Origin of the sequence: Alteraurantiacibacter palmitatis (genome assembly GCF_037154115.1) — a bacterium.
Lineage (GTDB): Bacteria > Pseudomonadota > Alphaproteobacteria > Sphingomonadales > Sphingomonadaceae > Alteraurantiacibacter > Alteraurantiacibacter palmitatis.
Genome location: NZ_JBANRO010000001.1, coordinates 333,557 through 352,046, shown reverse-complemented (window position 1 = coordinate 352,046; position 18,490 = coordinate 333,557). Strand labels below are relative to the sequence as shown.

12 protein-coding genes are annotated in these 18,490 nt (G+C 65.9%); 2 read left to right on the top strand and 10 right to left on the bottom strand.

The annotated features are described in order from the left end of the window. Positions 1-5: 5 nt before the first annotated feature. From WFP44_RS01420 to WFP44_RS01410, 3 genes are read right to left on the bottom strand one after another with little or no spacing between them, the layout of a single operon-like run. Positions 6-1,205 (bottom strand): aromatic ring-hydroxylating oxygenase subunit alpha, encoded by a 1,200-nt coding sequence (locus WFP44_RS01420; protein ID WP_336924552.1) that lies wholly within the window; start codon positions 1,203-1,205, stop codon positions 6-8. Next, entirely contained in the window at positions 1,202-2,851 is a 1,650-nt protein-coding gene (locus WFP44_RS01415; RefSeq protein WP_336924551.1) for a phytoene desaturase family protein, read from the bottom strand. The genes WFP44_RS01420 and WFP44_RS01415 overlap by 4 nt, the downstream gene beginning before the upstream one ends. Before the next feature lie 51 nt (positions 2,852-2,902). Further along, positions 2,903-4,252, bottom strand: coding sequence for a M20/M25/M40 family metallo-hydrolase (locus tag WFP44_RS01410; RefSeq protein ID WP_336924550.1), 1,350 nt, complete (start codon positions 4,250-4,252; stop codon positions 2,903-2,905). Positions 4,253-4,468: 216 nt separating this feature from the next. Here WFP44_RS01410 and WFP44_RS01405 point away from each other — a divergent pair, with 216 nt between their 5' ends. Then, positions 4,469-6,418, top strand: a complete 1,950-nt coding sequence (locus WFP44_RS01405) for a S9 family peptidase (RefSeq protein WP_336924549.1) — start codon at positions 4,469-4,471, stop codon at positions 6,416-6,418. 47 nt (positions 6,419-6,465) lie between these two features. Here the strand turns inward: WFP44_RS01405 and WFP44_RS01400 are convergent, their stop codons facing one another. Together WFP44_RS01400 and WFP44_RS01395 are read right to left on the bottom strand one after the other, a co-directional pair. Continuing rightward, positions 6,466-7,368, bottom strand: coding sequence for an OmpA family protein (locus tag WFP44_RS01400; RefSeq protein ID WP_377923115.1), 903 nt, complete (start codon positions 7,366-7,368; stop codon positions 6,466-6,468). 279 nt (positions 7,369-7,647) lie between these two features. Continuing rightward, on the bottom strand, positions 7,648-8,925 hold the full coding sequence (locus tag WFP44_RS01395) for a Xaa-Pro dipeptidase (RefSeq protein WP_336924547.1): 1,278 nt from the start codon (positions 8,923-8,925) through the stop codon (positions 7,648-7,650). 83 nt (positions 8,926-9,008) lie between these two features. Here WFP44_RS01395 and WFP44_RS01390 point away from each other — a divergent pair, with 83 nt between their 5' ends. Continuing rightward, entirely contained in the window at positions 9,009-10,616 is a 1,608-nt protein-coding gene (locus tag WFP44_RS01390) for a phytoene desaturase family protein (protein ID WP_336924546.1), read from the top strand. Here the strand turns inward: WFP44_RS01390 and WFP44_RS01385 are convergent. The 5 genes from WFP44_RS01385 to WFP44_RS01365 all read right to left on the bottom strand — a co-directional run bounded on the left by WFP44_RS01385 (position 10,605) and on the right by WFP44_RS01365 (position 18,483). Next, a complete protein-coding gene (locus tag WFP44_RS01385) occupies positions 10,605-11,225 on the bottom strand; it encodes a TetR family transcriptional regulator C-terminal domain-containing protein (RefSeq protein WP_336924545.1) in 621 nt (206 codons plus the stop codon). The genes WFP44_RS01390 and WFP44_RS01385 overlap by 12 nt on opposite strands. A gap of 83 nt (positions 11,226-11,308) precedes the next feature. After that, positions 11,309-14,524, bottom strand: coding sequence for an autotransporter domain-containing protein (locus WFP44_RS01380; protein WP_336924544.1), 3,216 nt, complete (start codon positions 14,522-14,524; stop codon positions 11,309-11,311). A gap of 82 nt (positions 14,525-14,606) precedes the next feature. Then, complete coding sequence (locus WFP44_RS01375; RefSeq protein ID WP_336924543.1) at positions 14,607-16,991, bottom strand: TonB-dependent receptor; 2,385 nt, start codon at positions 16,989-16,991, stop codon at positions 14,607-14,609. A gap of 3 nt (positions 16,992-16,994) precedes the next feature. Next, on the bottom strand, positions 16,995-17,915 hold the full coding sequence (locus WFP44_RS01370) for a FecR family protein (RefSeq protein WP_336924542.1): 921 nt from the start codon (positions 17,913-17,915) through the stop codon (positions 16,995-16,997). Between the two features lie 37 nt (positions 17,916-17,952). Then, positions 17,953-18,483, bottom strand: a complete 531-nt coding sequence (locus WFP44_RS01365; RefSeq protein WP_336924541.1) for an RNA polymerase sigma factor — start codon at positions 18,481-18,483, stop codon at positions 17,953-17,955. Positions 18,484-18,490 lie beyond the last annotated feature (7 nt).

The following is an 18,490-nucleotide window of genomic DNA, read 5'->3' as shown; positions in this document are numbered from 1 at the left end:
CCTCATTATGCCGCGTCCAGCGCCGCCTGCAAGGCTTCACGCCCCGGATGTTCCACCTCCGCCGCGATCGGGATGGTGGCGCGCATCCGCTGGGCAAAGGCGCGCAGGCAGATCTCGTTCTTGCCCAGCGGCCCCGTCTTGAAAGGCGTCGTGCCCATCCCGTCCTGCACCCGCTCGATCAGCGTCTTGTCCTCGGCATTCACATCGCGGTTGATGCGCTGGTTGAGATAGCGCGCCGCACGCATTTCACGCCGGCTGTCCGGCAAGGCATAGGCCCCGTCGCGCAGGATGCAGCGCGTGGGGCTGATGGGGATGAACTGCATGAAGTCGATCTGATCGGGATAGACATCGAACATCAGGCCGGGAAACAGGCGGAAGTATGTCCACATATTCTGCCGTTCTTCCGGCAAGTAATCGACGCGCGGCAGCATGGCACGGTAAGCCGTAACGCTGGCATGGGCGCTTTTGCCCGCGCCTGCATCGGCGAAGATCTTGTCCACCCCGCGATCGACGGAGAGGCGGTAGGTATCGCGCACCAGGCTGCTGAGCCCCGGATGCGCCACGCGCACATGGAGCGCATCGACATAATTGTCGCAGGCATTCTTCCAGTTCACCTCTCGAATGCGGCTGCGGATGGGGCCGATCGGCTCCATTTCGGCAAATCGGTAGAGGCCCATTTCCTCGGCAATGGGGCCAAGATATTCCTCCAGCGTCTGCGTTCCGGAGCCGAAGCGGACATAGACGAAACCGTGGCTTACCCCGTGTTCCAGCGGGAACAGGCCGAAATCGGCCTTGTCGAAATTCTCGTATTCCTCGATGAACGGCACGGCCAGCAGCTTGCCGTCCAGCGCAAAGCTCCACGCGTGATAGGGGCAGGTCATCCGCCCGCCGCAATTCCCGCCGCCATCGCCAAACGCGTCGCCATCCACCAGCCGCGCCGCGCGGTGCGGGCAGACATTGTGGAAGGCGCGCAACTGCCCGTCACGCCCTCGCAGGACCAGTGCGCGCTCGCCCATCATGGAGAAAGTGCGGTAATCGCCGGCACGCGGCAGATCGGACACATGGCAGACCAGATGCCAGGCGGGCATGAAGATATGCTTCCTCTCCAGCTTCTGGAAATCCTCGTCATAATATGTCCATGCGGGCAGGCTCCAGCCGGACTGGTCAGCGCTGAACGGGCGCGGCGGCGTGGTCATCAGATTCATGGGTGTGCTCCGGTCAATTGCTTGCGCCGCCCCAAACGCAAAGGGGCGCGGGATTTCATGTCTTTCAGGATTTCGCGCGCGGCGTTGTGGCCGGGAATACCCGTCACGCCGCCACCGGGATGCGCGCCCGATCCGCACAGATAGAGGCCCGGCACCGGCATACGGTAATCGGCATGGCCCACTGCGGGCCGCGCGCTGAACAATTGATCAAGCCGCAGCGAACCGTGGAAGATATCGCCGCCGACAAGGCCCAGCTTCTGTTCCAGATCCAGCGGGGTCAGCACCATGCGCCCAAGCACGCTGGCGCGGAAATTGGGGGCGTAGCGCGTGATCGTGTCAATCACCGTATCGGCCGCTGCCTCGCCTTGGTCAGTCCAGCTTCGCCCGTCGGGCAAAACAGGAGAAAAGCCCTGACAGAACAAGCTGGCGACATGGCACCCCGGCGGGGCGAGCGAGGGGTCGATCGTGCTGGGGATATGCATCTCGATCGCCGGTTCGCGCGCCCAGCCCAACTGGCGGGCATCGTCAAAGGCGCGTTCCAGATAGCCGAGCGAGGGCGTGATAAGAATGCTGGCGCGGTGGTGCCGCCCCTCGCCTTGCGAAGGCAGGCAGGTGAAGCGCGGCAATTCAGACAGCGCCACATTCATGCGCAAGGTGCCGCTGGCGCAGCGCCAATCACGCATCCGCCGGGCGAAGGCGGGCGGCACGGCCGCATCAGGCAGCATCTGGCCGAACAGCAGCTTGGGGTTCACATTGGCCGCAACCACCGGAGCGACGATTTCCTCACCGCTTTCCAGCCTTACGCCTGCCGCCGCGCCCTCTTCGCGCAAAACCTGTGCCACCGGCACATCGGTGCGGATGGTGACGCCCGCTTCTTCGCACGCCCGCGCCATGGCCTGCGTGATCGCGCCCATGCCGCCCATGGCGTGGCCCCAGGCACCGTCCACTCCGTTCACCTGCCCGAACACATGGTGCAGCAGAACATAGGCCGTGCCGGGGGTATAGGGGCTGGCGTGATTGCCCGTCAGCGCGTCGAAAGCCAGTATCCCTTTCAGCGCGCCATCTTCAAACCAGGAATCAAGGATTTCGCCCGCACTCTTGCCAAACAGGTCGATCAGATCGCCCTGCCCTTCCAGCCCCAGTTTCCGCAGCCGGTTGCCCAATGTCAGCGCGGGCGGAAGCTGCGAGAGACCACCGCCCAGATTGGGCGGCGTTTCGTGCAGGCTTGCGCGCAGCAAGGCCGCCAGTGCATCCAGCCTGCGGTTGTATTCAGGCCATGCGGCGGCATCGCGCGGCGATCGCGCGGCAATGGCGGCGAGCTTTTCCGCAGGCTCCTTGGGCAGCAGGAGATAATCGCTATCCCCCAACGGCACGAAATAGCCCGCCTCGCGCAATTTCACCGTCAGGCCGTGGCGGGCCAGATCCATGTCGGCAATCACCTGGGGGCTGAGCAGGCTGACCGAATAGCTGGCGGTGGAATTGCGGAAGCCGGGGTGAAATTCCTCGGTCACCGCTGCGCCGCCCACGATGTGGCGCCGCTCCAGCACACAGACGCGCTTGCCCGCCCGCGCCAGATAAAAGGCGCAGGTCAGGCCGTTATGCCCGCCGCCGATCACGACGGCATCGTAATGCGCGGCAGATGCCAAAGCCTTTCCCTATGTGACCGGCGGCTTGTTTAACAGATGTAAAACAGGCTTTCAATCGAGGGTCGAAACCGCCTTTGCCAGATCATACCAATAGGCGACCGACCGCTGATAGGCGCTGATCGCAATCCGTTCGTCCATGCCGTGCGCGCGGATATCGGCCGGGTCTTCCAGAATGGCGCTGATCCCGTAAACCGGTATGCCGGCATTGCGGATAAACGCCCCGTCCGTGGCCCCGGTGCTGAGTTCCGGGATGACCGGAATATTGCCGAAATGCCGTTGTGCCAGCGCGGTGACAGGGCCAGTGACATCCTCGCGCGGCAGGCTGGGCGGGCTGGCCATATAGGGGAAAACCGTTTCCACCTGCACCCCGTGCGGCGCGGCCAGCGCGGCAAGGCGCTGCTCCACGCTTTCGGCGCTTTCCTGCGGCAGCACGCGGCAATTCACCACCGCGCGCGCGGTTTGCGGCAGGGCGTTTTCGGCATGGCCCCCGGCGATCTGCGTGGCGACGCAGGTGGTGCGCGCCAGCGAGTTGTAATAAGGGTTGGCCGCCAGCCCCTCCGGCTCCGTATCGCCCGGCTGGTATGCCGCCATTGCGCCAAGCAGCGCGCGGTCTTCGGGCGGGGCGACCACGCTCCAATTGCTGAAAAAGCCGCGCGATATTTCGTTGAGATTGATGGGAAAGTGGTAATCCTCCAGCGCCACCAACGCGCGCGACACGGCGGAAATCGGGCTGTCCGGCTTGGGCAGGCTGGAATGGCCGCCCGGATCGCTGGCGGTGAAGGCATAGGTGACATAGACCTTCTCCGCCGTCTGCATCACGAAGGCGAGCGGCGCGCCATCCTCGCCCGCAATCACCCCGCCGCCATCGGTGTTGAGCGCAAAATCGGCCGCAATTAGATCGCGGTGCGTGGTGCCGAGCATATTGGCGGAAAGGCCGTTCGTTTCCTCGTCCGCCGTCAGCATCAGGATCAGGTCGCGGTCAGGCGCGAAGCCTTCGCGGTGAAGCGCAATGAAATTGGCGACCAGCATGGCAACACCTGCCTTGTTGTCGGTGGAGCCGCGCCCGTAAATCCAGCCGTCCTCCTCGGTCGCCTGATAGGGGGGATAGGACCAGTCGCTTTCCAGCCCCTCCACCACGTCGATATGCGCCATCATCAGCACCGCGCCCGCCTTGGGATCGGGCGAACGGTAGCGGACGACGAGGCTGGGCAATTCTTCGGAAATGCCAACCACATGGATGTCGCTTTCGGGGAAGCCTTCGGCGCGCAGGGCATCGACCAGCAGGCCCACCGCGTGGCGCGTGTCCGGCCCGCCGCTGGGCGCGGTATTGCTGGCGATGAGGTCATCCAGAAGCTGCCGCGCCAGCGCCTGATCGGGCGCGGCCTGGGCCGGAAGCGGCATGGCACCCAAGGCGACACAAAGCGCCCCAAGCGATGCACAAAGGCGGATTCTCATCGGCAAACTCCCCCGGCGGCTGCCAAAAATGGCGCAGCTTTCACTCGTCACACTTGCAACAATCTGCCGAATGGCGCAGCCAAGTCCACCACAAATCGCAAATCCGGGGACTCTATGAGGAAGGCCGCCTTTATATCCGTTCTGGCGCTGGGTGTTGGGCTGATGGCGAGCCCGCTGGCCGCGCAGACGCCGTTTACCAGCGACGATATGCTGCGGATCGAGGAATTGTCGCAACCGGTCTTTACCGCCGATGGCAGCGCCATCACCTATGTCCTCACCGGCCCCGGCGATGGCGATGCCTTCCAGTCCGATCTGTGGCAGGCGCGCTGGGATGGCAGCGGCGCGGCCCCGCTGTTCCCCACGCTCGACCGCGATGAATCGAGCCCCGCCTGGAGCGCGGATGGAAGCGTGCTCGCCTTCCTGCGCAGCGGTGCAGCAGGCGAGGCGACGCAATTGTGGGTGAGCGAAGGCGGCGCACCGCCGCGCAAGGTGAGCGACCTGCCGGCAGGCGTCAGCCGCTACACCCTCGCCCCCGATGGGCGCAGCGCGATTGCCGTGTCCGAAGTGGGCGCAAACATCTCCGCCACCCCGCCCGCGATTCCCGCGCCCATCGTCATCACCCGCTTCGCCGCGCGCGAGGATTACCGCGGCTGGGTGGACGACCGGCGCACGCACTTGTTCCGCATCGACATTGCCAGCGGTGTAGCCACACAGATCACCAGCGGCGATTTCGATGTCGATCTGCCCGCCTTCTCGCCCGATGGCGCGCAGATCGCCTATGTCAGCCGCCAATGCGATCCGGTGGGCCGCCTGCGCTGTTCGGACGTATATGTGATGCCTGCACATGGCGGTGCCTCGCGGCGCATCAGCACCTTTGAGGGCGAGGATGCCGATCCAGGCAATGAAGGCGGCGGCCCGCAATGGTCGCCCGATGGCACGCGGCTGGTCTGGCTGCGCAGCGGCCCGCCGGAGGAGACGTGGTATAACCCGCTGCAATTGGTGGTGGCCGATCTTGCCACGGGCCGCGAAACCCTGCCGGCGCAGATTGACCGCTGGTTCTATTTCCCGCGCTTCACCGCCGATGGGCGGCACATTCTGGCGCTGGTGGAAGGCGACCGCGATACCTGGCTGGCCCGCATCGATCCCGCCAGCGACAGCGTGGACTATCTCACCCATGGCCAGCGTTTCGCCTATGGCTTTGCGCAAAGCCCGGATGGATCGCGCATCGCGGTGCTGGATGGCGATGTGATGACCCCCACGGCGCTGCACACGGTGGAGGCCGCCCCGCGCACCCTGTCGCCGCACAATGGCTGGGTCGCCACGCGGCAACTGGCGGCAACGCGCGATGTCAGCTTCATCAGCGACGGGGTCGAAATCCATGCGATGCTCCTCCTGCCGCCGGGGCAGGAGAACGCACGCAATCTGCCCCTGATTGTGCGGTTGCACGGGGGGCCGGTCTACCAGTTCAGCCACGAATTCATGGCCGATTGGCAGGTGTTCGCGGCGCGTGGATACGCCGTGCTGGGCATCAATCCGCGCGGATCATCGGGGCGCGGCGCGGGTTTCGCGCAGGCGCAGATGGCCCGCTGGGGCGGCCCGGATGCCGCCGATATCAGCGCCGGGATCAGCTGGGCGATCGACAACGGCATCGCTGACCCGTCGCGCATTGGCGTTGGCGGGTGGAGCTATGGCGGCATTCTGTCCAATTACATGATCGCCAGCGATCCGCGCGTATCCGCCGCGGTATCGGGCGCAGGCATGGCCAATTTCATCGGCGGCTTCGGCGTTGACCAATATGGCCGCGATTATGTGCTCGAACTGGGCAAGCCGTGGGAGAATGTGGAGCGCTGGCTGGAAATATCCTACCCCTTCTTCCGCGCCGGCCAGATCACCGCGCCCACGCTGTATATGTGTGCGGAGCAAGACTGGAACGTGCCGTGCGAAGGATCGCTGGCCATGTATCAGGCGTTGCTGACGAACGAGGTGCCCACCGCGCTGGTCGTCTATCCGGGGCAGAACCACGGGCTGACCGTGCCCAGTTACCTGAAAGACCGGATCGAACGCAGCCTTGGCTGGTATGACCGCTATCTGCGCGGCATCGGCGCAGAGTAAGGGGCAAGCCGGGGTGTGGCTGTCCGCTGTCACCCCGGCCTGAATGCTTAAATCCCGTCTACCGCCTTGCTGACGAGGATGTTGACCGCCACACGCCGGTTCTGCGCACGGCCCGCAGGGGTGGAATTATCCGCCAGCGGATCAGACTCGGCCATCCCGGTGGGCGTCAGCATCCGCCACGGCGCCCAGCCGCATTGCTGCTGCAAATGGTTGACCACACGGCCTGCGCGCCGCTCGCTCAATTGCTGGTTGAACTCCGCATCGCCCACTGCATCGGTATAGCCGACCACCAGCAGCAGCGCGTTGTCCATCGCCTCGGCCTGCCGCGCGGCCCCGCACAATTGCGCCTGCGCGGCCGGGCTGATCTGCCAGCGGCCGGTGTCGAAATAAACATTGGTGGTGTCCTTGATATTATACTGGTCGATACTTCCCACACGCCCGCGCAGAGCTTCTGTCGCGGCGGCGTTCTGCTGGATCGCCATCTCGTTCTCGCCAAAACGCTGCGCGGTGCCCGTCTGGATCATCGCCGCGGTCTGCCTATCGGCATCGCGGTAACGGATGCGGCTGGCGACAAGGCCGCCATTCCATTGCACCGTCTGAACCGTTACCGGCAGGCCGTTCATCAGCGCCGCAGCGCTCGCCTCGGTTCGGCCAAGGCCCAGAAACCCGCCGCGTCCGCGCACCTGCGTTGCATCGCTGATATACACCGTGGTGGCGGTGCCATCGGTGCCGGTAACCTGCAGCGTTTCAAACCCGCGCGCGGAAATCAGCCCTTCGATCTCCGGCCCTGCGGCCAGCCCTTCCAGATCGGCGGGCGCGCTGCCCTGCACGGTAATGCTGTTTTCATCCCAACCCGCGCCGGCCTGCTGCGCCAATGCCGTGCCCGACAGGGCAAATGCAGTCACTGAAACAAGAAAGCCCGCATACTTGATGCCAGATCGACTATTCATAAAGAAATCCTTCCAATTCAATCCCGCCCAAGCAACAAATATCCCAATCCCGCAAGCACCATAGCCTGGGGGACAAAGCAAAACCTGCCATGCAGGTGATCTCAACTCACAAGGATCGAAATGTATCCAATTGTGTCGGTTGAGCCGACTTTTCGCCATCAACCTGTCTGGCAGATGAACACTTTGGATACATCAGCCGAAAGCGAGGTCGGCAGGAGGCTTCGCTGCGGTGAACCGATCTTCGGCCGCCGCATTTTCGCCGCAAGCAGGTGCAGCGACTCAGCGCACCAGGGCGCCGCCCCTCATCACATGGGTGATGCGTTCCAGCGCGGTGATATCGGCCAGCGGATCTTCGGCCACGGCGACCATGTCAGCAAAACGGCCCGGCGCGATTGCGCCCACTTCCTGCGTCATCATCATGTCGGCGACGCTGATGGTGGCGCTCTGGATCGCCTGCATCGGCGTCATCCCGTGGGCCACCATATAGGCGAACTGGCGGGCGTTCTCTCCGTGCGGGAACACGCCTGCATCGGTGCCAAAGGCAATGCGCACGCCCGCCGCCACGGCGCGGCGAAACCCGGCGCGCTGTTCGTCGGTCGTCTCGCGGTTCTTGCGCAGCATATCGGCAGGCCAGCCGTCGCGCGTGCCCACCTCGTCGATGAAATCGCCGTTATAGACATCCATCACCAGCCATACGCCCGCATCGCGCGCCATGCGGATGCCTTCGTCGTCGATCAGGCTGGCGTGTTCGATACTGCGCACACCCGCGCGGATAGCGGCCTTGATCCCTTCGGCCCCGTGGGCGTGCGCGGTGGCATAGCTGCCATAGCCGCGCGCCACCTCCACCGCGGCGCGCATTTCGGCCTCGGTCAGCTCCATCGCGCCGGGTTCCGTCCCTTCGGCCAGCACGGCGCCGGTGGCGATCAGTTTGAGGAAATCGACGCGCTGCTGGAACAGATACCGCGCCGCCACGCGCATCTCATCGGCATTGCGCACCACGCCCACGCGCATATCTTCGGGCACGGTGACGCCATGGGCAAAGCCGGTCACTTCGCCCCCGCCGCCCGGCACGGTGAGATAGGCGCTGGCCACCCACATCCGCGGCCCCGGCACCCAGCCGCGCGCAATCGCATCGCGCAAGGCCACATCGCCAAAGGCGCGGAAGGTGCCGACATCGCGCACGCTGGTAAAGCCCGCCTCCAGCGTGAGACGCGCGTGATGTGCGCCGATCAGCGCGATTTCCTGCGGGCTGTGCAGCAGCGGTTCGGCCACATTGTCGGTCTGCCCCCAATCGGCCAGATGCGTATGCGCGTCAATCAGGCCGGGCAGAACGGTGAGCCGAGACCAGTCGATCACGGTGGCGCCTTCCGGCGGCACGCGCCACGGCTCCACCGCCGCGATCCGCTCCCCCTCGATCGTGACGCGCTGATCGGCCAGCACGCGCCCTTTCTGCACATCGACCAACCGCCCGGCATGGACATAGATGGTCTGGGCCTGCACTAGCGGAGCACCCAGCAGACCGGCAAAAGCCGCAACCGCCGCCAAAATCCGCTTCATCGCCCGATCTCCTTGATGCACAGCCTTGCTTGCCGCAGCCTACTGTCTTACGAGTGTAAAACAAGCAAGGATCGCCGCCGATTATGACCAAGACTTACGATGCCCTGATTATCGGCGGCGGCCATAACGGCCTCACTTGCGCCTTCTACCTTGCCCGCGCCGGTTTGTCAGTGCGCGTGCTGGAGGCGCGCAGCGTGGTCGGCGGCGCGGCGGTGACCGAGGAGTTCGCACCCGGCTTCCGCAATTCCACCGCAAGCTACACGGTCAGCCTGCTGCAACCCAAGGTCATCGCGGATATGCGGCTGGCCGATTACGGCTACCGCGTTATCGAACGCCCGATCAGCAATTTCCTGCCGCAGGAGGACGGGCGCTACCTCAAGCTAGGTGGAGGTTTGCTGAAAACGCAGGAGGAATTCCGGAAATTCTCCGCTGCCGATGCCGAAGCGCTGCCCGCCTATTACGACGCGCTGGATCGCATTGCCGACATTCTGCGCAGCCTTGCACTCAAGGCGCCGCCCAATGCGGGCGAAGGCCTGCGCACGCTGATTGCCGCCGCGGCACAAGGCCGCCCGCTCGCCAGCCTGCCGCTGGAAGCCAAGCGCGACCTGCTCGATATGTTCGCCAAATCGGCGCGCGGGATGCTCGACCAGTGGTTTGAAAGCGAAGCGGTGAAAGCCGCTTTCGGCTTTGACGCGGTGGTCGGCAATTACGCCAGCCCCGATACGCCGGGCAGCGCCTATGTCCTGCTGCACCACGTCTTTGGCGAGGTGAACGGCAAGAAGGGCGCATGGGGCCACGCGGTGGGCGGCATGGGCGCGATCACGCAGGCCATGGCCAAGGCTTGCGCAAAGCTGGGCGTGGATATCAGCCTGGAAAGCCCGGTGGCGCAGGTGCTGGTCGATGGCAAAAAGGCCGTGGGCGTCAAGCTGGCGAGCGGCGAGGAAATTGCTGGGACCATTGTTGCCGCCAATGTCGGGCCGAAACTGCTCTATGACCGGCTGATGGCCCCCGCTGATCTGCCCGATGATTTCCGCCGCCGGATGCGCGGGTTCAAGGCGGGCAGCGGCACCTTCCGCATGAATGTGGCGCTGAGCGAGCTGCCGCGCTTCTCCTGCCTGCCGGAAGCCGGCGAACACCACCAGAGCGGCATCATCATCGCCCCCACGCTCGATTACATGGATGAAGCCTTCCTCGACGCCAAACGCTATGGCTGGTCGAAACGACCCATCGTCGAAATGCTCATTCCCTCCACCGTGGACGACAGCCTTGCCCCGCCGGGCCAGCACGTCGCCAGCCTGTTCTGCCAGCAATTCGCGCCCGAACTGCCTGATGGGCGAAGCTGGGATGACGAGCGCGAGGCAGCGGCCGATTGCATCATCGACACCGTCGAGGCGCACGCGCCTGGCTTCAAGGCCAGCGTGATCGCACGGCAGATCCATTCGCCGCGCGATCTCGAACGCAAGTTCGGACTTGTTGGCGGGGACATCATGCACGGCAATATGGGGCTGGATCAGCTCTGGGCCGCGCGCCCGATGCTGGGCCATGGATCCTACCGGGGGCCGGTGAAGGGACTGTATATGTGCGGTGCAGGCACCCATCCGGGCGGCGGGGTGACCGGTGCGCCGGGGCATAACGCGGCTGCCGCCATTCTGGCCGACCGCAGCCTGTTGGGCCGGTTGCTAGGCGGCTGATCGCCGCGCCAGCATGGCATCGAGCCAAGTCAGCGCCAACTTCTCCGCCTCGGCCGGGCTGAACGGTCCGCGTTCATCGAGACACAGTTCCAGCCACAGCCCATCGACCAGCGCATTGATGGCAATCGCGGCAAGCCGCACCTCGTCATCGGCGGCGCCTTTGCCCCAATATTCGCGCAAGTGCGTTTCCAGACCGCGGCGGAAATCGGCGTAGAGTTCGCCATGCACCTCGGCCACCTGGGGATCGCTCTTCATCAGGCTCCAGAAGGCGAGCCAGGTGGCGAGTAATTCGGGATCCAGCACGGGCGGGCGAAAGCTGGCGGTGACATAGGCTTCCAGCCTTGCGCGCGGGTCATCGCCCGCATCGGCCACTGCGCGGGCAACCGCATCGGCCACCTTGCGGCCCGTGTCCCGGTATGTCGCCAGGATGAGATCGCCAATTCCGTCGAAATAATGCGTCAACAGGCCCGCCGAAACCCCGGCGCGCGCGCAGATCGACCGCACCGAAACACCCCGCGCGCCCTGTTCCGCCAGACACGCGGCCGCTGCCTGGATCAGGCTGTGCCGCCGGGTATCGGCATCTTCGCGGACAAAGGCGGATCGGGCCATGGGGGTTCCCTTGGCACCTGATGAAGCCAAAGGGAACCCCCGCCGCAAGCCCTGCGACCGGCTCGCGGCTATCGGAAGCCCCGTCAGAAGCCCATGCGCAAGGTTCCGCGCAGCGTCAGGGCGACATCGCTGTTGCGCTGTTCCGCGCCCAGTTCGCCGCCCAGTTCGAAGATGCGGTTGCCGCCCACCGCGCGGGCGCGGGCAAACCAGCCGCCTTCGCGGTCTTCCGGCGTGATGGTGAAGGCGGTGCCGCCTTCAAAGCGCGCGGTGGTGGCACCCAGCGATCCGCCGACGATCTCGCGCCAGCCGCCTTCGCCTTCCACGCGGAACCAGTTGGCATCGCGCGGGCCGGTGCCGGTGAAGTCGATCCCCACCGTGACCCCGCCATTGACGGCAAATTCATCGCTTGACCGCTTGTCGACCGTCAGGTTCAGCGCCTTGCCGCCTCCGGTATCGGTAAAGCCCTTTTCGGACAGGCTGAGATAATCGAAACTGACCGCGGGCCGCACGAAGAAGATGCCGCCAGTTTCGTAGGAGACGCCGCCGCTGGCGCTGGTGAAGGTGCCGCTCCAGTCGCCCGTGGCGGTGCGTTCCACCTGTGTGGTGCCCAGCGTGCCGCGCAGGATGCGCTCACCCTTGAAATTGGCCTTGCCGACAGAACCGCGCGCAAAGGCGGAGAAGCCATCCCACTGGCCGCGCCAGTAGAGCGCCAGTTCATAGCTGTGCGAATAGACCGAGGCGAGATCGGTGCCCTGGTCGTAATCGCTGAACATCCAGCCCAGCGACAGACCGACAGCGCCAAGGCCCGTATCCACTTCCGCCGCCGCCGATGCGCCCAGCCCGGACAGATCATACCCCGCGGTTGCGGCCGCATCCTTGCCGCCGTTCCAAACGGCCGCGTTGAGGATGATGTCGAGCCCACCCAGCGAATAGACCGGGCCGGTCGCCTCTGCCTGCTGCCGGGCCAGCGTGCGCAGCCCCAGGCTCAGGCCGTCAAAAGTGCCGCCCGCGTGATCGGGCAGCATCTGGTTCACCGCCCGCCGGAAGCCATCCGCATCAGTGGTGGCGAGGAACAGATCCTCAATCTGCGCATCCTGCTGCAAGGCGGCGAAGATGGCGCTGTAGGCGCTGGTCTGCGCCGCGTTAAGGCCCAGTTCGGTCGCGTTGCGGCGCGCAATCGTTACCGAAAGGCGGTTGGCCAGCGTATCGGTGCCCAGCGTCGCCTTGAACAGGAAAGGCAGCGTGGTGTTGGTGATCTGCAGATTGTTCGCGCCGGTCAGCGTGCCTGCCTGAAGAATGGCATAGGTGCCCTCCGCGTCGTCCAGATTGGCCACGCGGAGCGCCAGTTGCGCGCCCGTTCCGAAGCTGGCTTCGCCCGCCACGGTCAGGAACGTGCCTTCGCCCGCATCCTTGTCGAGCGTGGCGACCAGCACCGATGTGCCGCTGACATTGAGCGAGGCGATGGTGGCAGGGGCGGTGACATCGAGCACGCCGCCCGTCATCGTCACCGCCAGGCCACCCGAATTGGCCAGCGTGCCCGAAAAGCGTGCCGTGCCCGCCAGGGTGAGGATATCGGCCCCGCCGCCAAAATCTGCGGCGCCCGAAAAGACCGATGTGCCGGCAAGGCTCAGCGTATCCACTCCGGCGCCAAAACGCGCCGTGCCGGTGAACACGGCATCGCCGCTCAGCGTCAGCCGATCGCTGCCGCCGCCGAAAATGGCCGTGCCCTTGTAGGTGCCGTCGGCAAGGTCGAACAGGTCGTTGCCCGTGCCAAACTTCACATCGCCTTCGATCGAAGGCGCGGTGATGCCCGCCCCCACAACCGTCTGGCGCAGCGTGGCCCCGGTCGTATTGGCCGAAAGATCCACCGCCACATTGCGGGTGGAGGTGGCGGTGGCCCCGGTCGCGGCGATCAGGCCGCTGTTCTCGATCAGCGTGACATTGCCCGACAGGTCGATGATCGCGGTGGCGGTGCCGTCTGCGCCGACGGTCGCCCGCACCCGGCCCGCATTGCGGATGGTCGGGACATTCGCGCCCGCCTCCACGCGGATCGCCGTGGCCGAGGCGCTGGCGGCGTTGTTGGCCGATGCCTCCACCGTGCCGGTCACATGGATCAGCGCAGTCTGTGTGCCTGCACCGATCTTCAGCCCGGTGGCGTTGGCATTGACCGCGGTCGCGCCCACCGTTCCGGCAATTCCGATGCCGTTGGCGATGGTCACATTGCCGCCGCGCCCGCCGATCTGGATGCCGGTGGACGAAACGCCGCTATAGACGCCCGCGCCGCGCACCGTGCCATCCACTTGCAGGCCGTATTGCGTGGCCGTGCCCGCCAGCGGGCCGATGGCGACCGTCCGATCGGTCGCGCCGATCACCATGGCAGGCGCGGCGCCGAAGGACTGGATCTGGCCGCTGCCTTCGCTGGCATCGGGGATGCCGTCCGAATCCTCGTCCGGATTGTTCGCATCGGCATCGCGCGGCGGCACCGCCACCACGATGCCGGCGGTCACATTGCCCTCCACCAGCAGCGCGGGGCCACCCTGCAGCAGATCATCCGCATCGAGCGCGGCGGTATTGCTGGGCGCGGTGGTATTGCGGTAGCCGGTCGCGGCCAGCGTGCCCTGCAGTTCCAGCCGCCCGGTGATATCACCTGCCAGATGCGCGCCGATGGCATCCTCGCCCCGCACGGTAACAGTGCCGGCTATACGGACATTGCCTGCCACATCGTTGAGCGCAATGCCCACCGTGTCGTTGCCCAGCACATTGATGGTGCCGTTATTGATGACATTGCCGCTCTGCGTGCCGCCCAGCGCGATGCCGTAGGAATTGTTGCCTTCCACCGTAATCGTGCCGGTATTGGTGATCGCGCCGCTATGCGCGCCCAGCGTGCGGATGCCGTAACGCCCGCTGCCCAGCGCAAAGGGGCCGTCCAGATCGCCGTCATTGTCGCCATCGGTGGCGGTGTAGTTCTCGTCCACCGTGATGGTGCCGGTATTGGTGATCGTGCCGTTCGTGCCCGCATTGGCGGCAATGCCAACGGCGTTATCGGCATTGCTGATGCGGATCGTGCCTTCATTCAGCACGGTGTGGTTGCTGTCCTGCGTCACCGCTGTGCCCGCGCTCACGGTCACCGATCCGGTGGAGGTGATGCGCAGATTACCCGGTGCGCCATTGGCAATTGTGGAAGTGGCCGCAGGCGTGGTGCGCGCGGTGGTAATGTCCTGCGCCGCGGCGCTGCCAGCAAAAGCGGGCAGTGCAAGAGCGGCGGCCATGGCAGAGGTGGCAAGCAGGTGACGATGCATGAATGCTGATCCTTTTCAGGGTAGGGTTGCCCTGAAGACGGAGCCGTCCACCCGCAGCCTTGGCCGCAGCCTGCAATTTTGCCTAAAAACGTGCGTCCAGCCCCAGCCGCACCGTGCGCGGGCGCAGCGGAGTGATCTGGTCGCGGCCGGTCGCAAAGGGGGTGCCAAGCGCAAAGCGGTTGCCCACTTCGTCCGCCAGATTGGTCACGCCCAGCGTCACGCCCAGGTCGGGCCTTCCCAGGCGCACGGTCAGACCGCTGTCGAGGTAATTGCCCTGCGGATCGCCCAGTTCAGGGCCGATGCCCAGCCGCGATTTGCCCACATAGCCCGCCCAGCCGCGCGCGGCGATGTCCCAGCCATTGTCCAGTGGCTGCGCATATTCCACGCCCACCCGGCCCGCCACGCGCGCCACATTGGGCACTTCGGTCAGCCGCAGCGTTGAAAATTCGGGCCGCGGCTGGTCCACCCGGCTGTCATTATAGGTGATGCCCGCATCCACCCGCAGCGCGCGCGTTATGCGCCACCCGGCGCTGAAGCTGGCGGTCCACACCTCGCCATCGCCGATATTGGCGGTGCTGGGAAAGCCGCCCGCATCGATGAAATCGGCCTGGATGTCGCGCCAGGTGGTGTAGGACAGGCTGGCCGCCATCTCGAAGGGAGAGGAACCGGGGGTGCCGTGCCGCACGCCCAGCTCAAAGGTGGAATTGCGGTCATTCTCGAAGCGGCGCACCAGCGGCCCTTCGATCGCCAGCCCGCCGGGGCGGAACCCCTGCTGATAGCGCAGGTAAAGCTGCGTGGCAGGCGTCACCCGCGCCAGCAGCGAAGCGGCGGGCAGAAACGCGCTTTCGCGCCGCGCGGCGGTAATCCAGGCAATCTGCGCCAGCAATTGCGGGGCCACATCCTCGCCCTCGCCGCCAAGCCGCGCATGGGTGAAACGCCCGCCCGCGCTTGCCACGAGCGCATCGAACAGCAGGGCGCTGACCTCGCCGTAGGTGGTGAATTCGCGCACTTCGTTCAGCACACCGGTGGATGCGGCGCGCTGCCCCTCTCCTTCCAGCGCACGGGTCAGCCGCGTGGTGTTGTGCGTGTAGCTGACGCCCAGCACCCAGCCAAAGCGATCTTCCAGCGGCTGCCACAACCGCGTTTCGTTGGCGACCATGCTGGTATCGTTCATCTGCACGAACCGGCGCGGCGGGCCGCCGGGCAATGTCGCCTCGTATTTCTCCTCCAGTTGCTGGCCCACGATCCCGGTGGTGGAACGCAGCCGCACATCGCCCAGCCTGCCCGACAGGACGAGCTGGCCCTGCGCGTAATCGGCATCGGCCCCTTCTTCCACGGCGCTGGAGCGTGTCAGCGGCGGGCCATCACGGTCGGCATATTGGCTGTCCTGCGCGCGGGTGGATTGCGCCACGCCCATCAGGTCCACCGTCCAGTCGGGCGCGATTTCATAACGCAAGGTGGCGCGCCCGCCGAAAATCTGCGTGCGGTTGACATCGCGCCGCCCCAGCAACGGCTTATCAATGTAACCACCCTCGCTGGCCGTATCGAGCGAGATGCGCAGCGCCGCATCGTCCACCAGGAAAGGCAGGTTCAGCACCAGATTGGCGTCCATTCCGGCCGCGCCGTGCCAGGTCTGCGATCCGCCCAGAATGGCCGCGCCATAGGTGACGCCCAGTTCCGGCGCATTGGGCACCATGCGGATGATCCCGCCCATCGAGCCGGAGCCGTAGAGCGTTCCCTGTGGCCCTTCGAGCACCTCGACCAGTTCCATGTCGGACAGGCGCAGATCGGGATCGGGCGCGTTATAGGTGAGGCGCAGATCGCCCAGATATTGCCCCACCGTGGCCTGTGTCGGCCCGGTAAAGCTGGAATCGGCAATGCCGCGAATGAACAGCTTGTTGCGTCCGCTGCCCAGATGCGTGGAGGATAGCGTGGGCAGGCGCTGCATGATCCGCTCCGTCCCGCCAACCCCGCCGAATATCAATTCCTCGCCCGGCAGGAAGGAGGCTTGGCCTGCATATTGATCGAGCGAGAGATCGCGCTTGCTGGCGGTGACGACGATCTGTCCGGGTGCCGCTTCGGCAGGTGGTTCCTCAACTGGCGGCGGGGCGCTGCGCACGGGAGGTGACGGCGCGGCATTGGCACGCGACGCCGCCGCGGGCGCGGCGGGAATGATCCGCCACGCGCCATCGCCGGCGCGCACCAGCCGCCCGCCCGATGCCTGCGCCAGCCGCCGCGCGGCCTCGTGCGGTTCCATCCGGCCGCGTATGGCGGGCACGCGCCGCTCTGCCAGCGCGCGGTCGGCAATCACGATGCTGCCGCCGGTCTGCCGCGCCAGCGCAATCGCCGCGCGTCCGGCTTGGCCTGCCGGGCTGTCCACCAGCACGGGCCGGGCAAAGGCAGGCCCTGCCCCGGCGAGCATGGTCAGGGCAACAAGGCTGCAAAGGCGGTGGATCGCGCGCCGCATGGCCTATTGTCCCGCAATCTCCCACCCTTGCCCGCGCGGGCTGACGCGCACACCCAGCAACCCCTCCAGACTGCGGGGATTGGCGATGACGGGGGCCAGCAGGATGCTGCCCGAAATCCTCTGGCCACGCCCCCCGTCGCGCGCGGTAAAGGCAATGCCGGTGGCGCGCGTCAGGTCTTCGGCCACTTCAGGCAGGGGGGCCATGTCGAAGGTCAGCCGCCCTTCGCGCCATTCGCCCACGAGTTGCGGGTCAAGCGCGGCAACGACCGGAGCGCTTCCGGGGCGCGCGACAAGGCCATTGCCCGCATCCACCCGCAGATTGGCCGCTGCCGGATTGTAGATCACCGCCCCTTCAGACACGCCCAGCGTCAACCCGCCGCTGCCCAGCTTCACATCGAACACCGTGCCCGCATCGACCAGCCGGTCAGCTCCGGCCATCAGCACGAAGGGATCGGCATCGTTGTGCACGATGGTGAACAGTGCCTGCCCTTCGCGCAGCACGGCTTCGCGTGTGGCAGTGCCTTCGGGCAATTCCAGCACGGTGCCGCCCGCCAGCTCAATCGTGCTGCCATCGGCGAGCGCGATCAGCTGCGTTTCGCCCGGGGCGGTTTCGTAGAGTTCCGCTCCGCCCGGCCGGTTCCACACGCCCACCAGCGCGACCACAGCCAGCGCGGCAGCAATCGCCCCGCCCAGCCAGCGGCGGCGGGTGACAGGCAGGAGGGGCGCGTCATCATTGGCAGGAGCCGCCGCCAGCACCTGCGCTGCGTCGGCTATGGCACCTGCCACCGCGTCATAGGCGACGGCGTGCGCAGGATCGGCCTCCAGCCACGCGGTGAAGCCTTCCCAATCCGCAAAAGCGGGATCGCCGGTGCGTAATGCCCAGGTCAGCGCCTGGTCGCGGATCTGCTCATCTGCCTGCATCATGCGGTCCCTTCACGCAGATAAGACGGAGACATGGCGCTCAAACCTCATCCTGCGCCTCCCGAAAAGCGGCCAGCGCGCGGTAGGCCTTGCGCAGATCAGCCTCGATCGTGCTCAGGCTCACGCCGAATTCGGCAGCGAGATCGCGCTGCGCCACGCCGTCCACACGGTGCCGGCGAAACACCTGCGCCACGCGCGGCGGTTCCAGATCGTTCAGCAATTGCTCGACCAGAGCGGCCAGTTGGCGCGCGGCCACCAGCCTTTCGGCATCAGGCGCGTCGCTGCGGCCCGTGGCGATGTCGAACTGGGTCGCGGTCCATTCATGCTCGCGCGAAGCTGCCGCACGGGCAGACCGGTAGCGGTCGATCATCAATCGGTTGGCCACGGCATAAAGATAGGCCAGCGGCGCACCCACCGGCCCGGCGGGGGCGCTGGCGACTTTCAGCCAGACCTCCTGCAACAAATCCTCTGCCGCGTCGCCCGCACCGCGCGCGTGCAGAAAGCGCAGCAAAGCCGCGCGGTTTTCCAGAAATGCTTGTTCCAGCCCGCTGCCGGACTTGCTGTCTTCCATCACCCTT

Coding starts and splice junctions, on each gene's coding strand:
- WFP44_RS01420 (WP_336924552.1), bottom strand. CDS start 1,205: ATGAATCTGATGACCACGCCGCCGCGCCCGTTCAGCGCTGACCAGTCC.
- WFP44_RS01410 (WP_336924550.1), bottom strand. CDS start 4,252: ATGCCGCTTCCGGCCCAGGCCGCGCCCGATCAGGCGCTGGCGCGGCAG.
- WFP44_RS01405 (WP_336924549.1), top strand. CDS start 4,469: ATGGCGAGCCCGCTGGCCGCGCAGACGCCGTTTACCAGCGACGATATG.
- WFP44_RS01400 (WP_377923115.1), bottom strand. CDS start 7,368: ATGAATAGTCGATCTGGCATCAAGTATGCGGGCTTTCTTGTTTCAGTG.
- WFP44_RS01395 (WP_336924547.1), bottom strand. CDS start 8,925: ATGAAGCGGATTTTGGCGGCGGTTGCGGCTTTTGCCGGTCTGCTGGGT.
- WFP44_RS01390 (WP_336924546.1), top strand. CDS start 9,009: ATGACCAAGACTTACGATGCCCTGATTATCGGCGGCGGCCATAACGGC.
- WFP44_RS01385 (WP_336924545.1), bottom strand. CDS start 11,225: ATGGCCCGATCCGCCTTTGTCCGCGAAGATGCCGATACCCGGCGGCAC.
- WFP44_RS01380 (WP_336924544.1), bottom strand. CDS start 14,524: ATGCATCGTCACCTGCTTGCCACCTCTGCCATGGCCGCCGCTCTTGCA.
- WFP44_RS01375 (WP_336924543.1), bottom strand. CDS start 16,991: ATGCGGCGCGCGATCCACCGCCTTTGCAGCCTTGTTGCCCTGACCATG.
- WFP44_RS01370 (WP_336924542.1), bottom strand. CDS start 17,915: ATGATGCAGGCAGATGAGCAGATCCGCGACCAGGCGCTGACCTGGGCA.
- WFP44_RS01365 (WP_336924541.1), bottom strand. CDS start 18,483: ATGGAAGACAGCAAGTCCGGCAGCGGGCTGGAACAAGCATTTCTGGAA.